This is a genomic window from Streptomyces sp. NPDC042002 (genome assembly GCF_055588305.1).
Genome location: NZ_JBVJCT010000007.1, coordinates 283,087 through 302,372 on the forward strand (window position 1 = coordinate 283,087; position 19,286 = coordinate 302,372).

The window sequence follows — 19,286 nt, forward strand, 5'->3', positions numbered from 1 at the left end:
TCAGCGGTGCTTCTGGATGTCGCTCCAGATGGAGCGGAGGACGAGGGCGAGGATGGCGACGGATACGGCGCCGATGGCGACGGCGACCGCGAACAGTGCGGCGACCAGGCCTCCGGCGATGCCGAGGCCGCCGATGGTCAGCCACTTCCGGGCGTCGAACTCCTGCCGGGTCGGCTGCTGGGCGGGCGGCTGCTGCTGGGTGGCCTGCTGGACGGCGAGGATCGCGGCGATCGTCCGCACCAGCTCGGTGTTGTCGGCGGCTGCGACGGCGTCCTGTGCCGCCTTCTCCAGCGGATTGGTCATGTGGCCCACCTGCGCAGGGTGCGGGCGATGCGCGGCCAGGCGAGGACGCCGACCAGGACGGCGAGGACGACCGGGTGCAGGACGACCGTGGCGACCAGGCCGAGGAGCGGCGGGAAGGCGACGAGGAGGCCGAGGAAGGCCCCGCAGATGAGGCGCATCATGCGAGGACTCCTTGCCGTTCGGGGAGGAACTGGGGGTGGAAGAGGTTGCGTCCTCGGGCGTCCTTGGTGAAGACGCCGAGGCGTCCTGCCGCCACCCAGTTGCGGACGGTGGACGGCTCGACGCCGTAATGCAGGGCAACGTCGTTGGTCGTCATGAGGGGCGGCTCGGGACGCGCTTCGTCCTCGCCCGTCCCGGCCTCCAGCACCAGCGTCCCGGCGGCGTCCTGCGCGTCCTCGCGCTCCAGGGTCACGGTGGGCACCGGGCGGCACCGCACGGGCAGGAGCCGGACACCGGGCGGCACGACCTCGGGGATGGGCCGGACGTTCAGGACGGTCGGGGACGCGGGTACGTCCTCGACGTCCTGTGCGTCCTGGTGTGCGTCCGGCGGGCTGGCCGCGAGGTGCAGGAGGTGGCCGACGACGGCGGGCGGGACGAGGCTGGTGACCGCGATCAGGACGGGCTGGTCGGCGATGACGTGCCCGGTGGTGATGAGGTGGCTGACGACCTGGGCGGCCATGGCGAGGCCGAGGGCGAGGCAGGCGCCGATGATGGCGGACCAGCGGCCCCGGTCCCCGCGGCGGCGGGTTGAGGCGACGGCGGCGGCGATGCCCGCGTAGGCGGACAGGACGACCGGCATGCCGTAGGTGAAGGGGTCGTTCCATCCGGCGGTCTCGGCGAGGTGGTACTCGCCGGGCGCGCACATGAGGAGGGCGACGCCGAGGACGATGGGGCGTCCGCCGGCGGTGAGGCCGCGCACCCACAGCGGGGCGGACGAGCGGGGGCCGGTGTGCGGGGCGGTCCGCTTGAACGGGCGGGCCAGCCAGGTGAGGACGTTCACTGGCCTTCACCGCCGCTGGCGAGCGCACGGAGGTGGGCCATGTACTGCTCGTGAGTGCGGTAGCGGGGCGGTTGAGCCTCGGTCTTCTTGCGCAGGTAGTCGGCCTCCCACTGCACGCCGTTCGTGGCCTTGCCGCCGAGGACGTCTCGGATGGCGAGCTGGACCAGGTGGACGCGGTCGGAGACGCAGGACTCGTAGGTGACCAGGTCCGCGCGGTCGCTGCCCGGGTCGGGCAGAGTCAAGGCTTCGCCGATCGCGGCGAGCAGCTGGCGGACGGGCTCGGGGATGTTGGTGTCCGTCATCGTCCGGCCACCGCCTCGGAGGCGGACGCGATCAGGTGGGCGTCGTCGCGGTGGTCCTGCGTGCGGCGTGCGGCGTTCCTGGCGTAGTCCTCGTCGCACAGGCGGTGCAGCTCGGCGACGACGGTCTTGGCGATGCTGCCGGTGACGCCGGCCTGCGTGGCGCGCACGGTGATGACGCGGCCGGGCAGGCGGCGGATGAGGCCCGCAGCGACGAGGCGGCGCCCCGTTTCGGGCACGGGGGTGGGCATGGAAAGATCGGCCATAGCCGGACTTCCTCCTGGTGTAGTCAGGTAGGTGTTCGGTCAGGCCCTCGGCTGGGACTGCAATCCCGGCCTTGGGCCGTCTTCAGTTGTGGGGTGTGGCTACGCCTGCTTGTTCTTCAGGGCGTTGATGGCCCGGCTGATGCCGGCCCGGGTGACGCCGAGGTCTCGGGCAACTGCTGCCTGGCTTCCCAGCTCTGCTTCACCATCGATGAGGGCCTGGGCCCGTTCGTCGGTGGCTTCTTGGTAGGCCTGCTGCGCTGCTGCTTGCTTCCGGACTGCGGCGTCGTGGCGTTCTCTCCAGGTAGTCACGTCCCTCCTAGTACCGGATGCGGTGGCTGCCCGACAAATGTAACCAGGGGTGGCGACGTGCGTCAACACCCCTGGCAACGTCATGCGGACTCCTTGGGCTGGAAGTGGTGCAGCATCAGGAACTCGTCCGCCTCGTAGACGTACTCGCACCACGGGCACACCAGGCTCGTCTCCCCGGACCGGTGCCGCAACGGCGCCCCGCACACCGCGCCGTCCGCGCCGACCACGGCGACGCACTGCCCAATCCGCCGGCCCCGGTCGTCGCCCTCGCCGAGGACCGACAGCGCCTCGCCCTCCAGTGCGCGGACCGCCCTGGCCAGGTCCCCGGCCGACGGATACTCGGCGGCGATCCACTCCACGTTCATCCAGAGCCAGCGGGCCGCGACCAGGATGCGACGGTCCACGCCCCGCTCGATGACGGGCTCGCCCCAGCCGCGCCACGCCTGTACGTCCGAGCGCCAGCGCTCCAGGACGCTGGCCATGCCGCCGTACCAGAGGTCGAGCGCGCTCTCGTTGAGCGGCGTCGAGGGCCCGGGGTGCCCCGCAGAGACGCGCTCCATCGCGCCGCGGGTCACCGGGGCGAGCGCCCCGCTCAGCCGCCCGGCCAGGGCGGGCAGCCGCTGGAGCCGTTCGACGAGCGCGAGCGTGTCGCCGGGGCACAGGTGGCCGTACTCCAGCGGCCGCTCACACAATCCGCAGTCGTTCACGGGGCGGTGCTCTCCTTGGGCTCGGCCAGGGCGGCGCGCAGTTCGACGGCGGCGCCGCCGTACGCGCGGAGGATGGCCCACCTGCGGGCGAGCCGACTGGCGCGCTCGACAGCGGCCTCGGCCGCCAACGCGCGCTCCTTCCACTCGTCGCCGCGCCGCCAGCCTCTGGCCGCGTTGTCGTACAGCTCGTCGAGTTCGTCGTCCGTGATGGTGCTCGCGGTCTTCCGGGGCTTGCTCATGCGGTGCTGTCCTTCCTGGTGCAGGTGGCCGGGTCGTGCTGGGTGCCAGCGGTCGCCCACCATGCGTCGCAGCAGGCGGCGGCCATGGCGTCGGCGACGACGAGCTCGGCGCCCGGGGTCCGGCGGGGGAGCGGCGGGCGTCCCGTGCGGTCGCGGCGGGCGTTCACGGGCCCGAAGAGGGACCGGGCGGTCGCCTCGTTGTCGGAGTGCTCGGTCTCGCGAAGGAGCGCGATGAGCGGGACGACGGAGCAGGCGGCGAGGGCAGCGACCGCCCACACCTCGCCGTAGAGGGCCTGTTGGACGGTGGCGTAGGCGAGAAACAGGGCAGTGGCGCCGTAGATGCTGCACACGACGCGGGCGAATCGGGTCATGGGGTCAGGCCTCCTCGGCGGTGGTGAACGGGTTCCGCTCCGGCGGGCCACCGGCGCGGCGTCGCGCGAGGTACGCCTTGAACTCCTCGACCGCCTGCAGTTCGCCGGGGGTGAGGCGGGCGTTCGGGTTGTTGCCGCACCGCGGGCCGACCGACGGCGCCTCGTCGGCCGTATGGCCCGGACCGAAGGCAGCCGCACGCCGCAGCTCGGCCGTGGCCCACGTGATCCCGTTCTGCACGGCGATGGGGAACGGCGCGCGGGTGGCGTCGATGCGGTCGGCCTCCTCGCGGAGGATGGCGGCCCTGCCGGCGGGCGCTGCCAGCTCGGCGGCTGGCTGCTGCTCGGCCGGGTGAGCAGCGACCCAAGCGCGGACGGCCTGCTCGATGACGAGCAGCGCGGTGTTCCCGCGGGTCTGCGCAGCGTCGTTCTCGGGACTGTCCGTCGCGGTCTGGGCTGCCCTGCGGACGGCGCGCTGGTAGACGGCGGCCGGCCTCTCGATGTCGCGCATGAGGGCCATGAGGGCGAGGCAGCGGTCGGTGGTCATGATTCCTCCGTGGTGTGATGGGTGGAGGGCCGGGCCTGATAGCGACAGGCCCGGCCTGCTACGCGGCGGCGGAGAGGGCGAGCTGACCGAGGACGCGGCCGACGCGGTCCTGGTCGATGAGGTCGGCGACGTCGCCCTGTGTGCTGCCGCGCGGTACCTTGATGCCGAGGCGGCGGCACAGGCCGAACTGCTTGTCGCTGGGCTGGCCGTGACGCCACCGGGCCTCCCGCGCGACGAACGCTCCGGGCGCCAGGACCTTGGCCTGCTGCTCCAGCCACGCCAGGGCCTCGGGGAGCGGCCGCGCGACGTCGTCCTTCGGCGGGTGCACGCCATCCGCCTGCGTCCAGCGGCGCATCCGGTACAGCCGGGTCCCGGAGTCGCGGACGAGGAACAGGAACATGGCGCCCGTCAGACGGATGAACCACGTACCGTCCTCGGTCCGCAGCCACCGGATCGCGGACTCGCCGAACAGATTGATCTCCTCGGCGGTCACCTGCGCGGCGAGGGCGCGCCGCTTCTCGCTGGCGACGTGCTCCTCGGCGACCTGACGGAGGCTCTTTCCCTCCTCGGCCTCGCCGACCTCCCGCTCAGTGAGGTCGACCATCGAGGCCAACTTGTGCCGGGTCGCGGCGCCCATGACGTCGAGCAGCAAGGCGTCCCGTTTCCCGGGCGAAGGGCGCAGGCCGCGGCCGACCATCTGCACGTAGAGGCCGGGGCTCTTGGTCGGGCGGGCGACGACGATGCACGAGGTGTGCGGCGCGTCGAACCCCTCGGTCAGGACCATGCAGTTGGTGAGTACCTGCACGTCGCCTGCCGCGTACTGGGCGAGGGTCGCGCGGCGCTCGTCTCGGCCCATGTCGCCCCACACCGGGGCGGCCTTGATGCCGACTGCGGTGAGCGCGGCGGCGGCGGCCTGGGCGGTCGCCACGGTCGGTGTGAAGACGACACCGGCCCGGTCGCTGGCGTGGTCGACGTACGCCTTGGCGATGGCGTCGATGGCGCCGGACTCTTCGAGTGCCTTGCCGAGCTGGCCGTCGACCAGGTCGCCGCCGCGGGTCTTCACCTTGTTGAGGTCGAGGGTGTCGACCGTGATGCTCTTCCCGCGGACGTCGCACAGGTAGTTGTCGCTGATCATGTCGAGGATGTCGAGGCGGAAAACGACGTCCTGCCAGACCTCGGCCAGCCCGCCGTCGGTGCGCGTCATGGTCGCTGTGAAGCCAGCCACCGGGACCCCGTCGTACGCCCCGAAGTGCCTGAGCACCTCCATATAGGTGCGGGCGGCGGCGTGGTGGCACTCGTCGACGATGATCAGCCCGATGTCGCGGATGGCCTCGCGGCGCCGCGATACGGCCAGGGTCTGGACGCTGGCCACGATCACGTCGGCGTCCTGGTGGTCGTCGCGCTGCGCCTTGACGATGCCGACCCGCAGCATCGGGTCGACCGCGAGCAGCTTGGAAGCGGCCTGCTCGATCAGCTCCTCTCGGTGGGCGATGACGAGGACTCGTCGTCCGCCGAGGGCGTCGAGCATCTGGTGCGCCAAGTGGGAGAACAAGACGGTCTTTCCGGCGCCGGTGGGCAGTACGACGGCCAGACGGTTCTGGCCGTCGGCCCATCCCTTGCGCAGGGCCTCGATGGCGTCGAGCTGGTAGGGGCGGGGGGTGAAGGACATGGGGCACCTCGATCCGTTGGAGAGGGGAGAGGGGCGGTACGCGCTGCGTACCGGCTGCGTACCGGCTGCGTACCGGGGAAAAAGCAGGGTTGACCTGCTGTTATGTCTCTCTAGAGAGCTAGTGGTACGCAGGTACGCAGAAACACACAGGGGTCTATGTGTGCGCGCTCGCACGCACACGCCCGCACACACGCACACGCCTGAGGGGTGCCATTTCCGGGCGAGTGCGTACCGCCCCGAAAGCGGCATCCGGATTGCCTCTGACCTGCGGAGACTCGGGCGGCGGGGTGGTACGCACTCGGTGCGTACCACCACCGTGGCGGCCGTCATGCCGCCTCGTCCTCGTCGCCGAAGCTGAGGCCCTTGGGCGTGAAGGCGAGGCACTTCGCGCGGACGCCATCGAAGCGTCGGGGCACGAGGTGCGCCGGCCGCTGGCTCTTCAAGGTCTTCAGGTACTCGGCGTCGACCCAGCTACCGACCACGGCATCGAGGGAGTACTCGGCGTCGGCGAGGATCTTCCGGACCCGCTCAGGCAGGAGCGCGACCTCGGTGACGCCGTCCTTGGTGGACAGGACGCCGAGCCAACCGGAGTACGGGGGTTTCTCGTTCATGGCCGCGCGAGTGGCGCTGAACAGCTCGTGCGCGTGGCCCGCCACGTACTCCCGCAGGACGTCGAGCGCCATGTCGGGCCGGTTGTCGGTCGGATTGTGGGCGGTGAACAGGCCGCGCCACACGTCGTGTGTGAGCGGCTCGTACGGCAGGAGACCGGTTCGGCAGGCGAGCGTCTCGGCGAGGACCAGGGCGGCGACCATGGGTGCACGCCGGTTGGTCATGTCCCCGTTGCCGCGGAACTCGTCGACCAGCGTGCGGTGGTGCTCCTTGAGCTTCTCCCTGCCGTTCGGCTGGGCGAGGCCGCTGAGGATGTACCGGATGAACTCCGGTCCAGCGTGACCGTGGTTGGCGAGGACGCCCTCGCGGGCGGCTGCCGCCGTCGGCCCGCCACCCTCGCCGAACGGAGCGATCGTCGTCCCGAGGATGCGCGCCGCCGCGCCCTGGCTCGTCGTGAAGGACAGCGCGGGCCGCTCGCCGGACGACAGGAGGATGGTCTCCCAGGGCAGCATGTTGCCGAACGCCCCGCCCGACCTGGCCTTGCCATGGTTCATCGGGAGTTGGTAGAGCACCTCGTCGATGAGCGTGTCGTCGGTGACGGCCATCGTCTCGTCGAAGACCGTGAGCAGGCCGCGGACGAGGTTGAGCCGCTTCTCGATCGCGTACAGCGTCGTGCGCCAGTTGGACATGGCGGAGGCGTGCTCGGACGGGTCGGCCCACACGCTGAGCGCGACCTGAAGCGCGGTCGTCTTGCCCTTGGTGGAACGGCTGGAGATGTCCAGCGTGAAGGAGTTCAAGCCGAGCGGCTTGAGCAGCGGCGCGGCGAGCGCCGCAGCGACGGCGACACGCGGCACCGGGAAGCCTGCCAGCGGGGCGACGGTCGCCTGCCAGTCCTCCAGCGTCCCTTTCCTGGCGTGCGCTCGGGCCGGGCCGCGCTGCTCCTCGAACGCGGTGTCGACCTTGATGCCGTCCTCGGGGGAGCTGACGAACGTGCCGTCGTCCTGCCAGCCCAGCCAGCGGGCCAACTGCTCGGACGGGATGCGGTGGACGTTCTCCGCCTCGAACTCTGCGAGCCACTTCTCGACGGCCCGAGCGTCACCCTCGACTGCGGGGAGTCCGGCTGAGCCGAGGGTCTCGATCAGCTTCCGCCCGCGCTTGGCTGTCTCGCGGCTGACGATGCGGGAGATGCGGCGCGGCCGGCCGAGGCTGCGGTCGATCCAGGACAGCTCTACGTATTGGTCGCCCTCGGGGTCCTCGAACGTGGCTGTCACGACCAGCGGGGCGAAGGTGACGCGGGTCCAGCTCTCGCCGCTCTGGCTGAGCACCTCGACGCCCCGGCCCGTGAGCCTGTAGTCGTATGGCGTACGGACCGCCGGTGGCAGGCCGAACGTGTCCGCGTAGTCGAAGCCCTCCGAGTCCCGAGCGGTGTCGCCCTGGGGGGCCTGCTCCTCGTCGGCCCTGGCGTGCTCGTCCTCGTCGGGTGCCGCAGCAGGGGCAGGGGCCGACGGCGCGGGTGCCGGTGCCGGTGCCGGGCCGAGGGCGCGAGCGGCGCTGGGCGCGCCGACGGTGGCCAGGTGCCGACTGCCGTAGCCCTGACGGGCCAGCTCCCGAGCGGCGGCCTTGTGGTCGCCGCCGTGCTGCAACAGGGCGTAGGCGCCGAACTTCGAGTACGGCACCTCGCTCTGGAACTCGGAGCCGGTGGCGAAGACGAACAGCCGGTCGTGCTCGTCCTTGCCGGTCGTCGCCTTCACACCGCCGACGCCGTCCGCCCAGCCCCAGTACGTCTCGCTGCCGCGGGTGTGCATCGGCCGGAAGACGCCACGGAGGATGTCCTCCCAGGACCCGCGGACCTCGAAGTCGTCGCCGGGGCGCAGGCTTCCGTCGGGCCGGGGCGGCGCGGGGCGCGGCGCCGTCTTCGCCACCTCGGGCTGGGGGAGCTGGTCGACCATCCGGCACACGTCCCGGATCGCGCCCACGGTCTCGGCGTCGAGGGTTGGGATGCAGTCAGGCCCGCCGGCGAGACGGACGTACGGGCGCCCGGAAGCGTGGACCGTTCCGCCGGACGGTTCGACCAGGCCGTATCCGCCCTCGCCGCGCGTCTCGATCAGGACGCGGACGATGCGCGCGTTCGGCTTCTCGCGGAGCCGCTGCCTCTCCTCGTCGGTGTACTCGGGCTCTTCGGCGAGGCGAGAGGCCAGCTTGGTGTTGCCGGGGACGTCGCCGCCCTCGACGCGGACACGGAAGTGCCGGCCGCCGGACGGTGATTCGGTGACCCAGCCGTCGAGGATCGCCGCCCATGCCTCACTGAGTCGGGGCCCGGACGCTTCCATGATCTCGGTTACGTCGTTGAGCAGGCCCTCGCGGATGGCGATGCCCTCGAACTCGATCAGTTCGACGTTGCCGGACACGGCGCCGTAGACGACGGCGATGCCGCGGGGTCGGTCGCCGCCGAACCATCCGTCGTGCTGCTCGGGCGTGGTCCTGGTGACCTTGTGTTCGAGCCAGGAGACGGCCGGCTTCTTGGTGCCGTCCGCTTTGATGGGCAGGACGCACAGGCCTGCGTCGTGCAGGCCGCGGGCAGCCGCCCGGAGTTCGGTGATCGGCGAGTCGGTCAAGGCTGCTCCCCCTGGTGGTACCGGGCGAGGTGCTCGGCCTTGACGGTCTTGGACCATTCCGGAATGGCGACCCCGTACACGGGTCCCTCACGGCGCTGGGGGCAGTTGGGCCGGTGGCAGTCGTAGCGGGCGCGGCCGTTGTCCGCGTCGATGACGAGCAGGCCAGCGATCTCGGGGGCGGCCGTGCGGCCCGGGGTGTCCCGGGCCTGCACGGCGGAGGTGGTCAACGCGCCGCCCGGGAGGTACGTGCGTGCCAGACATCGACGGTCTCGACGTGGCCCGCCTTGACGGATGCCTGGAAGCTGACGGCGAGCTGCTTCTCTTCCGCGCGCCGCTCGACCTCTTCACGCATCTGAAGGAGGGAGACCGCAGGGTGCTGGCCCTCGGGGATGATCGCCATGGCGTCGCCGTCGGTGGTCCAGATGACGAAGGTCTTCGGCGGCTGGTCCTCTTCCGTGGCGCGCGAGGTGTGCAGTCGGATGTGCTGGTGCGCGGCGTACTGCCGCAGGGTCTCGCCAGCCAGGAAGTGTCGGACCCAGTCGAAGATGGACTCGGGTGCGCCGGTGATCCTGATCAGGTCGCCGATGGCGTCGAGACACTCGGCGACGTCCTGCTCGGCGAGCAGCTTGCTCGCCTCGATGGCGGCCAGGGCGCGGACGACTTCGGGCGTGGTGGACGGCGTGACAGCCGTGGGAAGCTCAGCCATGAGCGGACCCCTCTGTTCTCTACTTGCTGGCGCTTGTGGGTGCGGGTGCGGGCTGCTCTGACGGCGCCTCCGGCTGGACCCCGGGGGCGTCGTCGTTTCCTGCGGTGGCTGATGCCGACTGGACCTCGGCGTCAGCGGACTCGGCCAGGCCGAGGAAGCGGACGAGGTCGCTGCGGCGCACGCGGAGCGCGCGGCCGAAAGGGATGACCTCGATGGGGAACTGGCCTTCGCGGACGAGCGCGTAGCCGTTCGTCAGCCCGATGTTCATGGCGGCGAACGCGTCCTTCACGGACGGCATCGCGGGCAGGGCGAGGACCTGCTCGGGGGAGAGACCGGTTGCGGTCGTCATGCCGTCGCCCGGGTCTGGGCCGGAATGAACGTTCTGCCGGCGCGCTCCATCTCGACCCACAGGACGAGGAGTTCGACGCCGAGGGCGGCGGCGATGGCTTTGGCCTTGGCCTCGGGAACGACGCGCTGCGTCCCGGCCATCAGGGCGCCGATCGTGCCGTGTGCCACGCCAGCCTTCGCGGCGAGCTCGCGGCTGGTGATGGCCTCGCCGGTGTCGATCCGCTCCATGAGCATCTTGAGTCGGTCACTGCTGACGACCGCGTACATCGTGGGTTCTGTGCTCACGTTCACTCCACGGGATGCTTCGTTCAGTTTTCTGAACGACGTGAACGTGAGCATTCCATTACCTGAACGGTTTGTCCAGATCCCTGAAGGTGCGGCGCGGAATCGTAATCAGCCAATGACCAGCGGCCGTATGGCGCCCGCGTGCAGATTGCTGAACACTTCAGTCAGCGCTCGTGATGAACGGCATCGGTGACCTGCTCGTACGTCTCTGTGAACCGTGCAAGCCCTGAACGACGCACCCCCACCTCAGTGCACAGGAGTGGCAGGATGACCCCCATGGCAGACCGGGACGATACGACCCAGACCCCTGAACGGCGGACCGCTTTCGCGGATCTGATCCGGCGGCGTCGCAGCGAGCTGAATCTCGGACTGGACGCGTTCGCGGCGAGAGCTGTGGATCCCGTGACGGGAACCGTCGTGAAGCGTGGATGGATCTTCCGGCTGGAGACGGGGGAGCCGGTCAAGTCGCCTTCGTATGAAGAGCTTTGCGCCCTCGCCGCTGCGGCCGAGCTGCCGGTCGAGGCGCTCCAGGATGCGGCCGGAAGCCAGTTCCACGGCAGGGATCCCCTGCGCTCCGGAGTCGGGTCGGCGGTGAGCGTCGCCTACGTGCGCAAGCTCGACAGGCTCCCGGAGGAGCAGCGCGCCAAACTCTTGGCCTTCATCGACAGCATCGTTCCGCCTGAGAGCGATCAGTCAGGTTGAATCGGGCATTCCTCTTGAAATCACTATGAGTAGTGAACGCGAGCAGGGAGTATCCATTTGGGGCGGGTGATGCGATCATGTCGGCACCCCTTCCGCCAAAGGGGTGCAGGTCTCGAAGGAAAAGCGAACACGCTTGCGAGAGATAGGGGAGGCGTATGACGTCACCCAAGCGCCACGCAGCGCGAGCCTGGTACGTCTTTAGTGACGCTCTGCCGGACGGAGAGATCTTGATGCCCATCATGACGCCACACGGAACCGCGATGGCCGTCCGGCCCGGCCATATGACGGACGAGTTGATGGCCGAACTCAACGCGTCCGCACGGCACCTCATTGACATCGGACTCTGGCAGCCTGGGGAAGAGGGCGACCAGCAGCCGCGAGAGGAGTAACCACCATGCCGTCTGCGCGCAGGGCCGGAAGCATCTACAAGCGGTGCGAATGCCGCGGGGCAGACGGAAAGCTGCTGAGCAAATCGTGCCCCCAGCTCAGCAAAAAATCGCACGGAACCCTAGCCCTGCGTCAGGAGCTGCCGCCCGACGCCGAAGGGAAGCGCCGCACCTTCAGGCGTACTGGATACGGCAGCGTGAAGGACGCCTCGGCCGACCTCTCCCGGCTACAGGCGGTCCTCGACCTCCCAGGCGATGACCTGGACGAACAGCGCCGCGTCGGCGACCTGTTGGCCGACGTCATGGCCCGCCGTGCAGCCATCCCCCCGGCTGCTGACGTACAGCGCAAGCTCGGCGTGGGTATCCCGCTCGACGGGAAGATGACCGTGTCCGAGTGGCTCGACCGCTGGATGGCGAACAAGAAGACGCGCCCCACCACAAACAACGGCTACCAGAGCCACCTCCGTGTGCACCTCAAGCCCGGCATCGGGCACTACCGTCTCGACCGACTGAGCGTGGGCCACGTACAGGACATGTTCAACGCCATCGACGACCGCAACGACGTCGTCCGCGCAGAGAACGCGGCTCGTCACGAGCAGGTCGCCCGGTGTACCCGCGGGAAGCCGGGAGCGCCGAAGGCTGCGGAGCGCGAGCAACTCGCCCGCGAGCGCGAGAAGCTGGCGGCCATGCCGCCGTTCCGGCGCATCACGGGGCCGGCCACCAAGCAGGCCATCCGGCGCACGCTCCGGACCGCGCTCAACAAGGCGATCGGCGAGCAGCTCATCACCTTCAATCCCGCGTCGCACGTCGAGCTGACGCCGGCCGCGCGCCCCAAGGGCCTGCTATGGACGGACGAGCGGGTCGTCCGCTGGCGCGAGACGGGCGAGAAGCCGAGCCCAGTCATGGTGTGGACGCCCGCCCAGCTCGGCGAGTTCCTCGACGCGGCGGAGACCGATCGGCTCTACGCGTTCTTCCACCTGATCGCTCATCACGGCCTGCGCCGGGGCGAGGGAGTCGGCCAGAGCTGGCAGCACTTCAGCGCCGCCTCGCGCACGATCGAGGTGGCCACCGAGATCGTGGTCGACGGCTGGACCCCCATCGAGACCGTCCCCAAGACCGACGGCTCGGCCGCCTCCGTGAAACTCGACCTGGGCACGGTTCGCGTCCTCGAAGAGCACCGCGCGCGCCAGTTGCTGGAGCGGGACGCCTGGAACACGCGGGCCGCCGAGGAGCGGGCCACGGGCAAGGACACGGCGAACTGGTCGGACACCGGGAAGATGTTCACCGCGGCCGATGGTTCCTGGCTTCATCCTGACGTCGTCAGCACGGTATTCCGGCGGATCGCGGACGGGGCCGGCCTGCCGCCCATCAACCTGAGGGACCTGCGCCACGGGGCCGCCGCACTCGTGAAGGCTGGCGGCGGTGAACTGCACGACGCCAAGGTGAAGTTGCGGCACTCGACGATCGTCCTCACCAGCGATACGTACATGGCGCTGTTCGAGGAGTACGAAGACGAGCTGACGGAGAAGGCGGCGGCGGCCGTGCCGCGCGCTCGGCGGGGACAGAGCGAGGCCCCGCCCTCGGTCGCTGTACCGGTGGCGGGGCCTGCCGCGTCGCAGCCAGCGAGCGCGGATGTGGATGCCTCCGACAGTACGGGCCAGCACTGACAACGGGACTGCTGCGGCGTAGACTTGGGCACCAGATAAAGGGCTTCTGACCTGCGGGTCGGGGGCCCTTACTGCTGGCCCCGTGCTGGCCCGAAGGCCACGCAACGGCGCGATACGAGGCGACACGAGACGGTGTGAAGCGTCGTCGATGAACGAACGCTAAACGCCTCTGACCAGCACAGAGCGGCACGGCGCGTGCCTGGACGGTGCAGCGCGATACGGGACGCGATGGGCGGGCCGCAGACTTTTAATCCATTGGTTGTGGGTTCGAGTCCCACAGGGTCTACGGAAGAGCCCCCAGCTCAGAGCGATCTGAGCTGGGGGCTCGATTCGTTTCCGGGGACCTAGAAGTTGGTCTTGCTGTACGGGTGGTAGTGCAGCCCTGCGTGCCCCCGGGGGAGACAGCAGCGTCGGTCGCCGTCGGGGTGCTCCTGCCAGCAGTAGCCGGACATGGGGCCGCTGTAGCGGGGCAGGGTCGTCCTGCTCACGAGATGTCTCCCATCCGAGAGGCCCGGGCAGGGCGGGACGCCTGGGGAGCATGGCCGGCCCGGGAGCTCTTTCCATGACACGGGCATCCGCACCGGATCGTCAGCAGTGGCGCTTCCCATGAGGGCGCCCCGCGCCGCCGGACCTCCCCGGGGCCGCCGCACATCGTGTGCTCACCGAGGCTGCACTCGGGAGTCTCCTCCGTGTCCTTCATGGCCGGTCGCCAAGCGGAGTGAGACCGCGCTGCTCGCGGCAGGGCGCGCATGCGTACAGCGGGGCGGGCGGGGCGCTGTTGCGTTCGAGTGCGTCCACCAGGACCGCGGTCTCGGACGATCCCTTGTGCCAGTCGCACCAGCCGTGCGCGTGCGGCTTGGTGCCAGTACTCGTGGCCTGCGCAGGCTCTGCCATGTCGACTCCAACCGGTCGGCCATCCCCGGGGCCGTTGACGCGGTCGCCGGGTCTTGTCGTGCGTCACGACGCTAGGAGCGGGCACGGCACCCAAGCCAGCAATGTGCACGGATGTACACGTGACTTGTTTGGGGTCTTGACCTGTAAGGACCCTCCCAGGACCGTGATGTACATAGCTGAACACGAGACGCGTGGGAGACGGTCATGCCTCTACAGTTCATCGGAATCGACCCGAACGCCGGGGACGGCGAGAGCCCTACGGTGTGGGTTGACCAGGAGTCGAAGGAACTTGTGCTCCAGGGGTGGAAGCCCAGCACCGAACTCGAAGCGGAGTGCGCGGCGTTCGAGGTACCGGGCCACGCCACCGGCATCCCGGACCACGAAGCAGTGATCCGCATCCCCGCCAGGATGGCGTCGATGATCAGGGAGGCGTGCGATGCCGTCGACGGTCCCGACGTGGCCTGAGCTTCTCGGGTCAGCCACGCGTTCCGCCGTCCATCTGGAGACGCGTGACTCCTACGCGGTCGACTACGAGAAGGGTCCGTTCGCCGAGTGGAGGGCCGGATTCCGCCACGACCCGGCGGATCGGGCGTCCTGGTGGAGGCCATGGCTCGACTTGATCCGAGAGACCATAGGCCGCGGCGTCGTGGTCCGTCGGGCCCGCATAGTGTCCGAGCCCGTCAGCGAGTACACCCGGTTCCTGTACGACGGCACGTTCACCAACATCGCCGCGGGTGAGCAGGTGCGGTGGCTGCCGCGCCGTCAGGCCTCGGACATTGCGCTGCCGGGCAACGACTTCTGGCTGATCGACGGCCGCTTGGTCCGGTGGAACCACTTCACTGGTGAGGGGGCGTCCGCGGGCGGAGAGATCAGCGAGGACCCGGCTGCTGCGAAGCTGTGTGCCGACGCCTTCGAAACGGTGTGGGATCGCGGTATCCCGCACGGCAACTACAAGATCAGCTAGCGCGGAAGTGACCAGGCCGGCTCATGTCCATCTCTCCGTCCTCCTCGGCTCAGGCCGCCCGCGAAGCAGTTGCTGGCCGCCTGAGAGAACTTCGCGCCGACGCTGGGATCACCGGGCCTGAGCTGGCCTCGCGCTGCGGCTGGAGCCATCCCAAGACCTACCGGATCGAGGGCGCGCGCACGCCGCCCTCGGCCGACGACATCCGCCGCTGGTGCGAGGCGTGCGGTGTCCCCGGGCTGGGCGACGACATCATCGCCCAGTCCCGCACCGCCGAATCCATGTACGTGGAGTGGCAGCGCAAGGTGCGTACCGGGCTGAAGCAGCTACAGAACAGCTACGTCCCGTTGTTCAGGTCGACGCAGTTGTTCCGGGTCTACTCGCCGACCATGGTTCCTGGCCTGCTCCAGACCGAGGGTTACGCGCGTGGGCTGATGACCTCGATTGCGAGGTTCCGAGGTATCCCCGACGATGTCGCGGACGCGGTGGCGGCGCGGCTTGAACGATCTCGCATCATCCACGAGCCGGGGCGCCGGTTCGTGATGGTCGTCGAGGAGCCGGTGCTCTACTACCAGTTGGGCGACCAGGACGCGATGGCCGCGCAGCTGGGCTATCTACTCACGGCCGGTGCCCTTCCGTCGGTGTCTCTGGGTATCATCCCCAGCGCGACACCGGAGCGGTTCATGTGGCCGCAGGAGGTGTTCCACGTATACGACGAGACCCTCGTCTCCGTCGAGTTGCTCGCGGCGCGTGTCCAGGTCACGCAGCCGTCAGAGATCGCCCTGTACGTGAAGGCCTTCGAGCGTTTGCGCGGTATGGCGGTGTACGGCGCGGACGCGCGCGCGCTGATCGTGCAGGCGCTGGATGCCCTGCGCTGACCCTGGACGAGCGAAAGCGGCGCCGGCAACCGAGTTGGGGCGGGGCGGGGTGTCAGCCCGCCGAGAGGCCCGTGAGCTCCGTGATGTCCGGGAGTTCCGGCAGTGGGAGTGTGTGCTGGGTCTGGAGGACCTTGGCTCGCAGGTAGCGGACGTTGTGGGCGGTGGTGAAGACGCCCGTCGGGACCCGGTGGGAGACCGTGATGCCGAGTTCGCGGAGCTGTTCGGCCTTGTCCGGGTTGTTGGAGAGCAGGTCGAGGGAGTCGATGCCGAGGGCCCGGAGCATCTGGGCGGCGGCCGTGTAGTCACGGTCGTCCTCGGGCAGGCCGAGGGCCGCGTTGGCCGCGTAGGTGTCGAGACCCTGGTCCTGGAGGGCGTACGCGTCGAGCTTGTTGTAGAGGCCGATGCCGCGGCCCTCCTGGCGCAGGTACAGCAGGACACCGCCCCGGTCCGCGATCCGCTCCACCGCCTCGCGCAGCTGGGGTCCGCAGTCGCAGCGGGCCGAGCCGAACACATCGCCGGTCAGGCACTCGGAGTGCAGCCGCACCAGCGGGTCCGTGCCGGGCTCGCCCAGGACGACGGCCAGGTGCTCCTTGCCGTCCTGAAGTCCGTGGAAGGTGACGAGTTCCGCGTCGACGGAGTAGCCGTCGCCGAAGTGCAGGGGTACGCGGACGCGGGTGCGCACGGTGGCGGTGGGGTGGTCGCGCATGGTGTCTCTCCGTCCAGCGGGTTCGTACGAGATCGCGCTTCTGCTTCTGCTTCAGATTTGAAGCACTGTCTCGGAAGGGACACTATATCTGCTTCAAACTTCAAGCAATGGGTTTCGCGTCCCCCTCGCGACCCCTCACGAGGAGCAGGAACGCCGCCGCCACGGCAGATCTTCCCCGGACGCCCCGGAATTCCCGCCCTGGATCGCCCGCGTGATGGTCCCGCAGATCTCCTCCAGCTGTTCCACCTGCTCTGGGGTCAGATGGTCGAAGACCGCCGCCCGTACCGTCTCGACGTGTCCCGGGGCGGCCCGCTCCAGGAGCGCCGTGCCCTCGTCGGTGAGGACGGCCATGTGCCCGCGCTTGTCGGTGGGGCAGCCCTCGCGGCGTACGGTGCCGTCCTTCTCCAGCCGGGTCACCGCGTACGTCAGACGGCTGCGGGTGATCTTCAGGGCCTCGGCGAGATCGGTCATCCGCAGCCGCCGGTCCGGTGCCTCGGACAACTTGGCCAGGATGGAGTAGTAAAGGTGGGGCATCCCCGCCTCCGCCTGTAGCCGGCGGTCGATGGTGTCCTCCAGGAGGGAGGTCGCGGAGACGTACGAGCGCCAGGCGCGCTGTTCGGCGGCGGAGAGCCAGCGGGTCGTCATGAGACCAGTCTAGTTATTGTTTAAAATTTGAACCACTGTGCGCGAACCAGTGCGCGTGTGACCGGAGGATGCGTCCCGATGCCCCGTCCCTACGTCCTGCTGTCCGCCGCCGTCTCCCTCGACGGCTTCCTGGACGACACCGGCCCCGACCGGCTGCTGCTCTCGGGCCCGGCCGACTTCGACCGGGTCGACGAGGTGCGGGCGTCGAGCGACGCGATCCTGGTGGGCGCCGGCACGCTGCGCACGGACAATCCGCGGCTCCTGGTCAACTCCGCCGAACGACGTGCGGCCCGTGTCGCCGGCGGCCGTCCCGAGTACCCGCTGAAGGTCACCGTCAGCGGGTCCGGCGACCTCGACCCGCGGGCACAGTTCTGGCACACGGGCGGCGAGAAGGTCGTCTATACGACGGACCAGGGCGCGCCGCGGGCAGCCGCCCTGCTGCACGGCCTCGTCGGTGTCGACGTCGTCCCGACCGGGCCCGACCTCGACTGGCGTGTGCTGCTGGAACACCTTCACGACATACGGGGTGTGCGCCGCCTCATGGTCGAAGGGGGCGGCAAGGTCCACACCCAGCTCGTGCGCGAGGGACTCGCCGACGAACTCCAGCTCGCCGTCGCCCCCCTCTTCGTCGGGCAGCCGGACGCGCCGCGGCTGTTCGGGCCCGGCGCGTATCCCCTGGGCCGGCTGCGACTGACGGAGACCCGGCCCGTCGGGGACGTCGTGCTCATCAGGTACGTCCCCACCGCGCCCGGTACCGGACCGCTCGCCGCCGCGGCGGACCGGCGCTGGCTGGAGCTCGCCTGCGAGCTGGCGGCGCTGTGCCCGCCCTCGAAGACCGCGTTCAGCGTGGGTGCCGTGGTGGTCGCGGCCGACGGGACCGAGCTGGCCCGGGGCCACTCCCGCGAGGGCGACGACCCCGTCGCGCACGCCGAGGAGGCCGCCCTCGCCAAGATCGACCCGGCCGATCCGCGGCTGGCCGGCGCCACCGTCTACAGCAGCCTGGAGCCGTGCGCCCACCGCGCCTCCCGGCCCCTGCCGTGCGCCCGGCTCATCCTCGACGCCGGAGTGCGGCGGGTGGTCACGGCCTGGCGCGAGCCCGACACCTTCGTCACGGACGCCGACGGGAACGGGCTGCTCGCCGCCGCGGGCGCCGAGGTCGTCGTCCTCCCCGAGTGCGCCGACCAGGCCAAGGCCCCGAACCGGCATCTGGCGGGCTAAGGACTGTCCCGTAATCCCCGGCGGGCGCACGACGACAGCTACGGCACCTCGCCGCGTTGTCGGATCGCCCGAATACGCCCAGTATGAGGACGACCCTCCGCCTTGCGATGCACCGCATCTGACGCCGCGCGCGGATCCACCGGGGATTACGGGACAGCCCTTAGTAGGACTCCGTTAGGTCTGGCTCGGTCTTGGCCTTGAGCGTGACCCGCTGGGCAGGGGTTGGTGGCAGGTGGTGCAGACGCCGGTCCAGCACCTCAGGACGTCCTGGAGGGCGTCGAGGATCTGGTAGAGAGTGAGGCCGGTCCGGGCGCTTTTGGGGCCAGGCGCTGTTCGGTCAGGAAGGCGTGGGCGGCGGTCACGAGGGTGACGTGGTGGTGCCAGCCCGGCCAGGAACGCCCCTCGAAGTGGTCCAGGCCCAGGCCGTGCTTGAGTTCGCGGTAGTCGTGCTCGATGCGCCAGCGGACCTTGGCCAGACGGACAAGGTCGGCGATCGGGGTATCGGCCGGCAGGTTGGACAGCCAGTACTCGGTCGGCACCTCGGCGCCGACGGGCCATTCGGTCAGCAGCCAGCAGTCGGGCAGGATCCCGTCCCACCAGCCCTGTTCTGCCGAGGCCGCGGCCTTGATCGGACGCTCAACTGCTTTGCCTGCCGGGCGCACACGCACGGCGGCGAAGCGGGAGCGCAACTCCCCTCTCGAGCCGTGCCGCCAGGTGAGCGGGGTGAATGCCTCCTGCCCGAGGCCGGCGGCCAGGGTTGCCACAGACGGTGCCTTCTGTCGGTAGCGGGGCTGGGGCCAGCAGCCGACGGCCCCGTTGCGGGCCGGAGCGACGGGCTTGGTCTCGAAGGAGTGGGCGCTCATGTCCGAGCGGATGGCCAGGACGTAGGAAAGTCCGCGCTCGGACAGCGCGGACCGCAGGTGAGCGTTGGTGCCGTAGGCGGCGTCGGCCACCACGAC

General features: G+C 70.0%; 28 protein-coding genes. 7 read left to right on the top strand and 21 right to left on the bottom strand.

The window, feature by feature from the left end; all coding sequences use genetic code 11:
* From ACZ6KY_RS14470 to ACZ6KY_RS14545, 16 genes are all read right to left on the bottom strand, one after another.
* Window positions 1-303, bottom strand: coding sequence for a hypothetical protein (locus ACZ6KY_RS14470; protein WP_469310600.1), 303 nt, complete (start codon window positions 301-303; stop codon window positions 1-3).
* Entirely contained in the window at window positions 300-464 is a 165-nt protein-coding gene (locus ACZ6KY_RS14475) for a hypothetical protein (RefSeq protein WP_469310601.1), read from the bottom strand. Before ACZ6KY_RS14475 ends, ACZ6KY_RS14470 begins: the two co-directional genes overlap by 4 nt.
* Entirely contained in the window at window positions 461-1,303 is an 843-nt protein-coding gene (locus ACZ6KY_RS14480) for a helix-turn-helix domain-containing protein (RefSeq protein ID WP_469310602.1), read from the bottom strand. Before ACZ6KY_RS14480 ends, ACZ6KY_RS14475 begins: the two co-directional genes overlap by 4 nt.
* On the bottom strand, window positions 1,300-1,605 hold the full coding sequence (locus ACZ6KY_RS14485; protein WP_469310603.1) for a hypothetical protein: 306 nt from the start codon (window positions 1,603-1,605) through the stop codon (window positions 1,300-1,302). The genes ACZ6KY_RS14480 and ACZ6KY_RS14485 overlap by 4 nt, the downstream gene beginning before the upstream one ends.
* Entirely contained in the window at window positions 1,602-1,868 is a 267-nt protein-coding gene (locus tag ACZ6KY_RS14490) for a hypothetical protein (protein ID WP_469310604.1), read from the bottom strand. Before ACZ6KY_RS14490 ends, ACZ6KY_RS14485 begins: the two co-directional genes overlap by 4 nt.
* 99 nt (window positions 1,869-1,967) lie before the next feature.
* Window positions 1,968-2,177: a hypothetical protein gene (locus ACZ6KY_RS14495; RefSeq protein WP_469310605.1), complete on the bottom strand. Its 210-nt coding sequence runs from the start codon at window positions 2,175-2,177 to the stop codon at window positions 1,968-1,970.
* Between the two features lie 80 nt (window positions 2,178-2,257).
* A complete protein-coding gene (locus tag ACZ6KY_RS14500; protein WP_469310606.1) occupies window positions 2,258-2,884 on the bottom strand; it encodes a hypothetical protein in 627 nt (208 codons plus the stop codon).
* The gene (locus tag ACZ6KY_RS14505; protein ID WP_469310607.1) at window positions 2,881-3,123 is read right to left on the bottom strand and encodes a hypothetical protein; all 243 of its coding nucleotides are present in this window, start codon (window positions 3,121-3,123) and stop codon (window positions 2,881-2,883) included. Before ACZ6KY_RS14505 ends, ACZ6KY_RS14500 begins: the two co-directional genes overlap by 4 nt.
* Complete coding sequence (locus ACZ6KY_RS14510) at window positions 3,120-3,494, bottom strand: hypothetical protein (protein ID WP_469310608.1); 375 nt, start codon at window positions 3,492-3,494, stop codon at window positions 3,120-3,122. Before ACZ6KY_RS14510 ends, ACZ6KY_RS14505 begins: the two co-directional genes overlap by 4 nt.
* Window positions 3,495-3,498: 4 nt before the next feature.
* Window positions 3,499-4,038, bottom strand: a complete 540-nt coding sequence (locus tag ACZ6KY_RS14515) for a hypothetical protein (protein WP_469310609.1) — start codon at window positions 4,036-4,038, stop codon at window positions 3,499-3,501.
* Window positions 4,039-4,096: 58 nt separating this feature from the next.
* On the bottom strand, window positions 4,097-5,707 hold the full coding sequence (locus tag ACZ6KY_RS14520; RefSeq protein ID WP_469310610.1) for a DEAD/DEAH box helicase: 1,611 nt from the start codon (window positions 5,705-5,707) through the stop codon (window positions 4,097-4,099).
* 326 nt (window positions 5,708-6,033) lie between these two features.
* Window positions 6,034-8,931, bottom strand: a complete 2,898-nt coding sequence (locus ACZ6KY_RS14525; protein ID WP_469310611.1) for a DUF927 domain-containing protein — start codon at window positions 8,929-8,931, stop codon at window positions 6,034-6,036.
* A complete protein-coding gene (locus ACZ6KY_RS14530; protein WP_469310612.1) occupies window positions 8,928-9,158 on the bottom strand; it encodes a hypothetical protein in 231 nt (76 codons plus the stop codon). The genes ACZ6KY_RS14525 and ACZ6KY_RS14530 overlap by 4 nt, the downstream gene beginning before the upstream one ends.
* Window positions 9,155-9,637, bottom strand: a complete 483-nt coding sequence (locus tag ACZ6KY_RS14535; RefSeq protein ID WP_469310613.1) for a hypothetical protein — start codon at window positions 9,635-9,637, stop codon at window positions 9,155-9,157. The genes ACZ6KY_RS14530 and ACZ6KY_RS14535 overlap by 4 nt, the downstream gene beginning before the upstream one ends.
* 19 nt (window positions 9,638-9,656) lie before the next feature.
* The gene (locus tag ACZ6KY_RS14540; RefSeq protein ID WP_469310614.1) at window positions 9,657-9,986 is read right to left on the bottom strand and encodes a hypothetical protein; all 330 of its coding nucleotides are present in this window, start codon (window positions 9,984-9,986) and stop codon (window positions 9,657-9,659) included.
* Window positions 9,983-10,270, bottom strand: coding sequence for a helix-turn-helix domain-containing protein (locus ACZ6KY_RS14545; protein ID WP_469310615.1), 288 nt, complete (start codon window positions 10,268-10,270; stop codon window positions 9,983-9,985). Before ACZ6KY_RS14545 ends, ACZ6KY_RS14540 begins: the two co-directional genes overlap by 4 nt.
* Window positions 10,271-10,546: 276 nt before the next feature.
* On the opposite strand from ACZ6KY_RS14545, the gene ACZ6KY_RS14550 reads away from it, so the two are divergent.
* From ACZ6KY_RS14550 to ACZ6KY_RS14560, 3 genes are all read left to right on the top strand, one after another.
* On the top strand, window positions 10,547-10,972 hold the full coding sequence (locus ACZ6KY_RS14550) for a hypothetical protein (protein WP_469310616.1): 426 nt from the start codon (window positions 10,547-10,549) through the stop codon (window positions 10,970-10,972).
* Window positions 10,973-11,211: 239 nt separating this feature from the next.
* Window positions 11,212-11,361, top strand: coding sequence for a hypothetical protein (locus ACZ6KY_RS14555; RefSeq protein ID WP_469310617.1), 150 nt, complete (start codon window positions 11,212-11,214; stop codon window positions 11,359-11,361).
* Between the two features lie 5 nt (window positions 11,362-11,366).
* On the top strand, window positions 11,367-13,025 hold the full coding sequence (locus ACZ6KY_RS14560; protein WP_469310618.1) for a site-specific integrase: 1,659 nt from the start codon (window positions 11,367-11,369) through the stop codon (window positions 13,023-13,025).
* 344 nt (window positions 13,026-13,369) lie between these two features.
* Here the strand turns inward: ACZ6KY_RS14560 and ACZ6KY_RS14565 are convergent, their stop codons facing one another.
* Together ACZ6KY_RS14565 and ACZ6KY_RS14570 are read right to left on the bottom strand one after the other, a co-directional pair.
* On the bottom strand, window positions 13,370-13,513 hold the full coding sequence (locus tag ACZ6KY_RS14565) for a hypothetical protein (protein ID WP_469310619.1): 144 nt from the start codon (window positions 13,511-13,513) through the stop codon (window positions 13,370-13,372).
* A gap of 208 nt (window positions 13,514-13,721) precedes the next feature.
* Window positions 13,722-13,919 (bottom strand): hypothetical protein, encoded by a 198-nt coding sequence (locus tag ACZ6KY_RS14570; protein ID WP_469310620.1) that lies wholly within the window; start codon window positions 13,917-13,919, stop codon window positions 13,722-13,724.
* A gap of 204 nt (window positions 13,920-14,123) precedes the next feature.
* Between ACZ6KY_RS14570 and ACZ6KY_RS14575 the strand changes: the two genes are divergently transcribed.
* From ACZ6KY_RS14575 to ACZ6KY_RS14585, 3 genes are read left to right on the top strand one after another with little or no spacing between them, the layout of a single operon-like run.
* Window positions 14,124-14,384, top strand: coding sequence for a hypothetical protein (locus ACZ6KY_RS14575; protein WP_469310621.1), 261 nt, complete (start codon window positions 14,124-14,126; stop codon window positions 14,382-14,384).
* Window positions 14,356-14,883: a DUF6879 family protein gene (locus ACZ6KY_RS14580; RefSeq protein ID WP_469310622.1), complete on the top strand. Its 528-nt coding sequence runs from the start codon at window positions 14,356-14,358 to the stop codon at window positions 14,881-14,883. The genes ACZ6KY_RS14575 and ACZ6KY_RS14580 overlap by 29 nt, the downstream gene beginning before the upstream one ends.
* 23 nt (window positions 14,884-14,906) lie before the next feature.
* Window positions 14,907-15,758: a helix-turn-helix domain-containing protein gene (locus tag ACZ6KY_RS14585; protein ID WP_469310623.1), complete on the top strand. Its 852-nt coding sequence runs from the start codon at window positions 14,907-14,909 to the stop codon at window positions 15,756-15,758.
* 52 nt (window positions 15,759-15,810) lie between these two features.
* Here the strand turns inward: ACZ6KY_RS14585 and ACZ6KY_RS14590 are convergent, their stop codons facing one another.
* Window positions 15,811-16,464: a GTP cyclohydrolase II gene (locus ACZ6KY_RS14590; RefSeq protein ID WP_469310624.1), complete on the bottom strand. Its 654-nt coding sequence runs from the start codon at window positions 16,462-16,464 to the stop codon at window positions 15,811-15,813.
* A 135-nt stretch (window positions 16,465-16,599) separates the two neighbouring features.
* Window positions 16,600-17,109 carry a MarR family winged helix-turn-helix transcriptional regulator gene (locus ACZ6KY_RS14595; RefSeq protein WP_469310625.1) on the bottom strand — a complete coding sequence of 170 codons (510 nt, stop codon included), beginning with the start codon at window positions 17,107-17,109 and terminating at the stop codon, window positions 16,600-16,602.
* Window positions 17,110-17,187: 78 nt separating this feature from the next.
* Between ACZ6KY_RS14595 and ACZ6KY_RS14600 the strand changes: the two genes are divergently transcribed.
* Window positions 17,188-18,327: a dihydrofolate reductase family protein gene (locus ACZ6KY_RS14600; protein ID WP_469310626.1), complete on the top strand. Its 1,140-nt coding sequence runs from the start codon at window positions 17,188-17,190 to the stop codon at window positions 18,325-18,327.
* A 257-nt stretch (window positions 18,328-18,584) separates the two neighbouring features.
* Here the strand turns inward: ACZ6KY_RS14600 and ACZ6KY_RS14605 are convergent.
* The coding region (locus ACZ6KY_RS14605) for an IS701 family transposase (protein WP_469310627.1) at window positions 18,585-19,286 on the bottom strand (702 nt) is incomplete at its 5' end.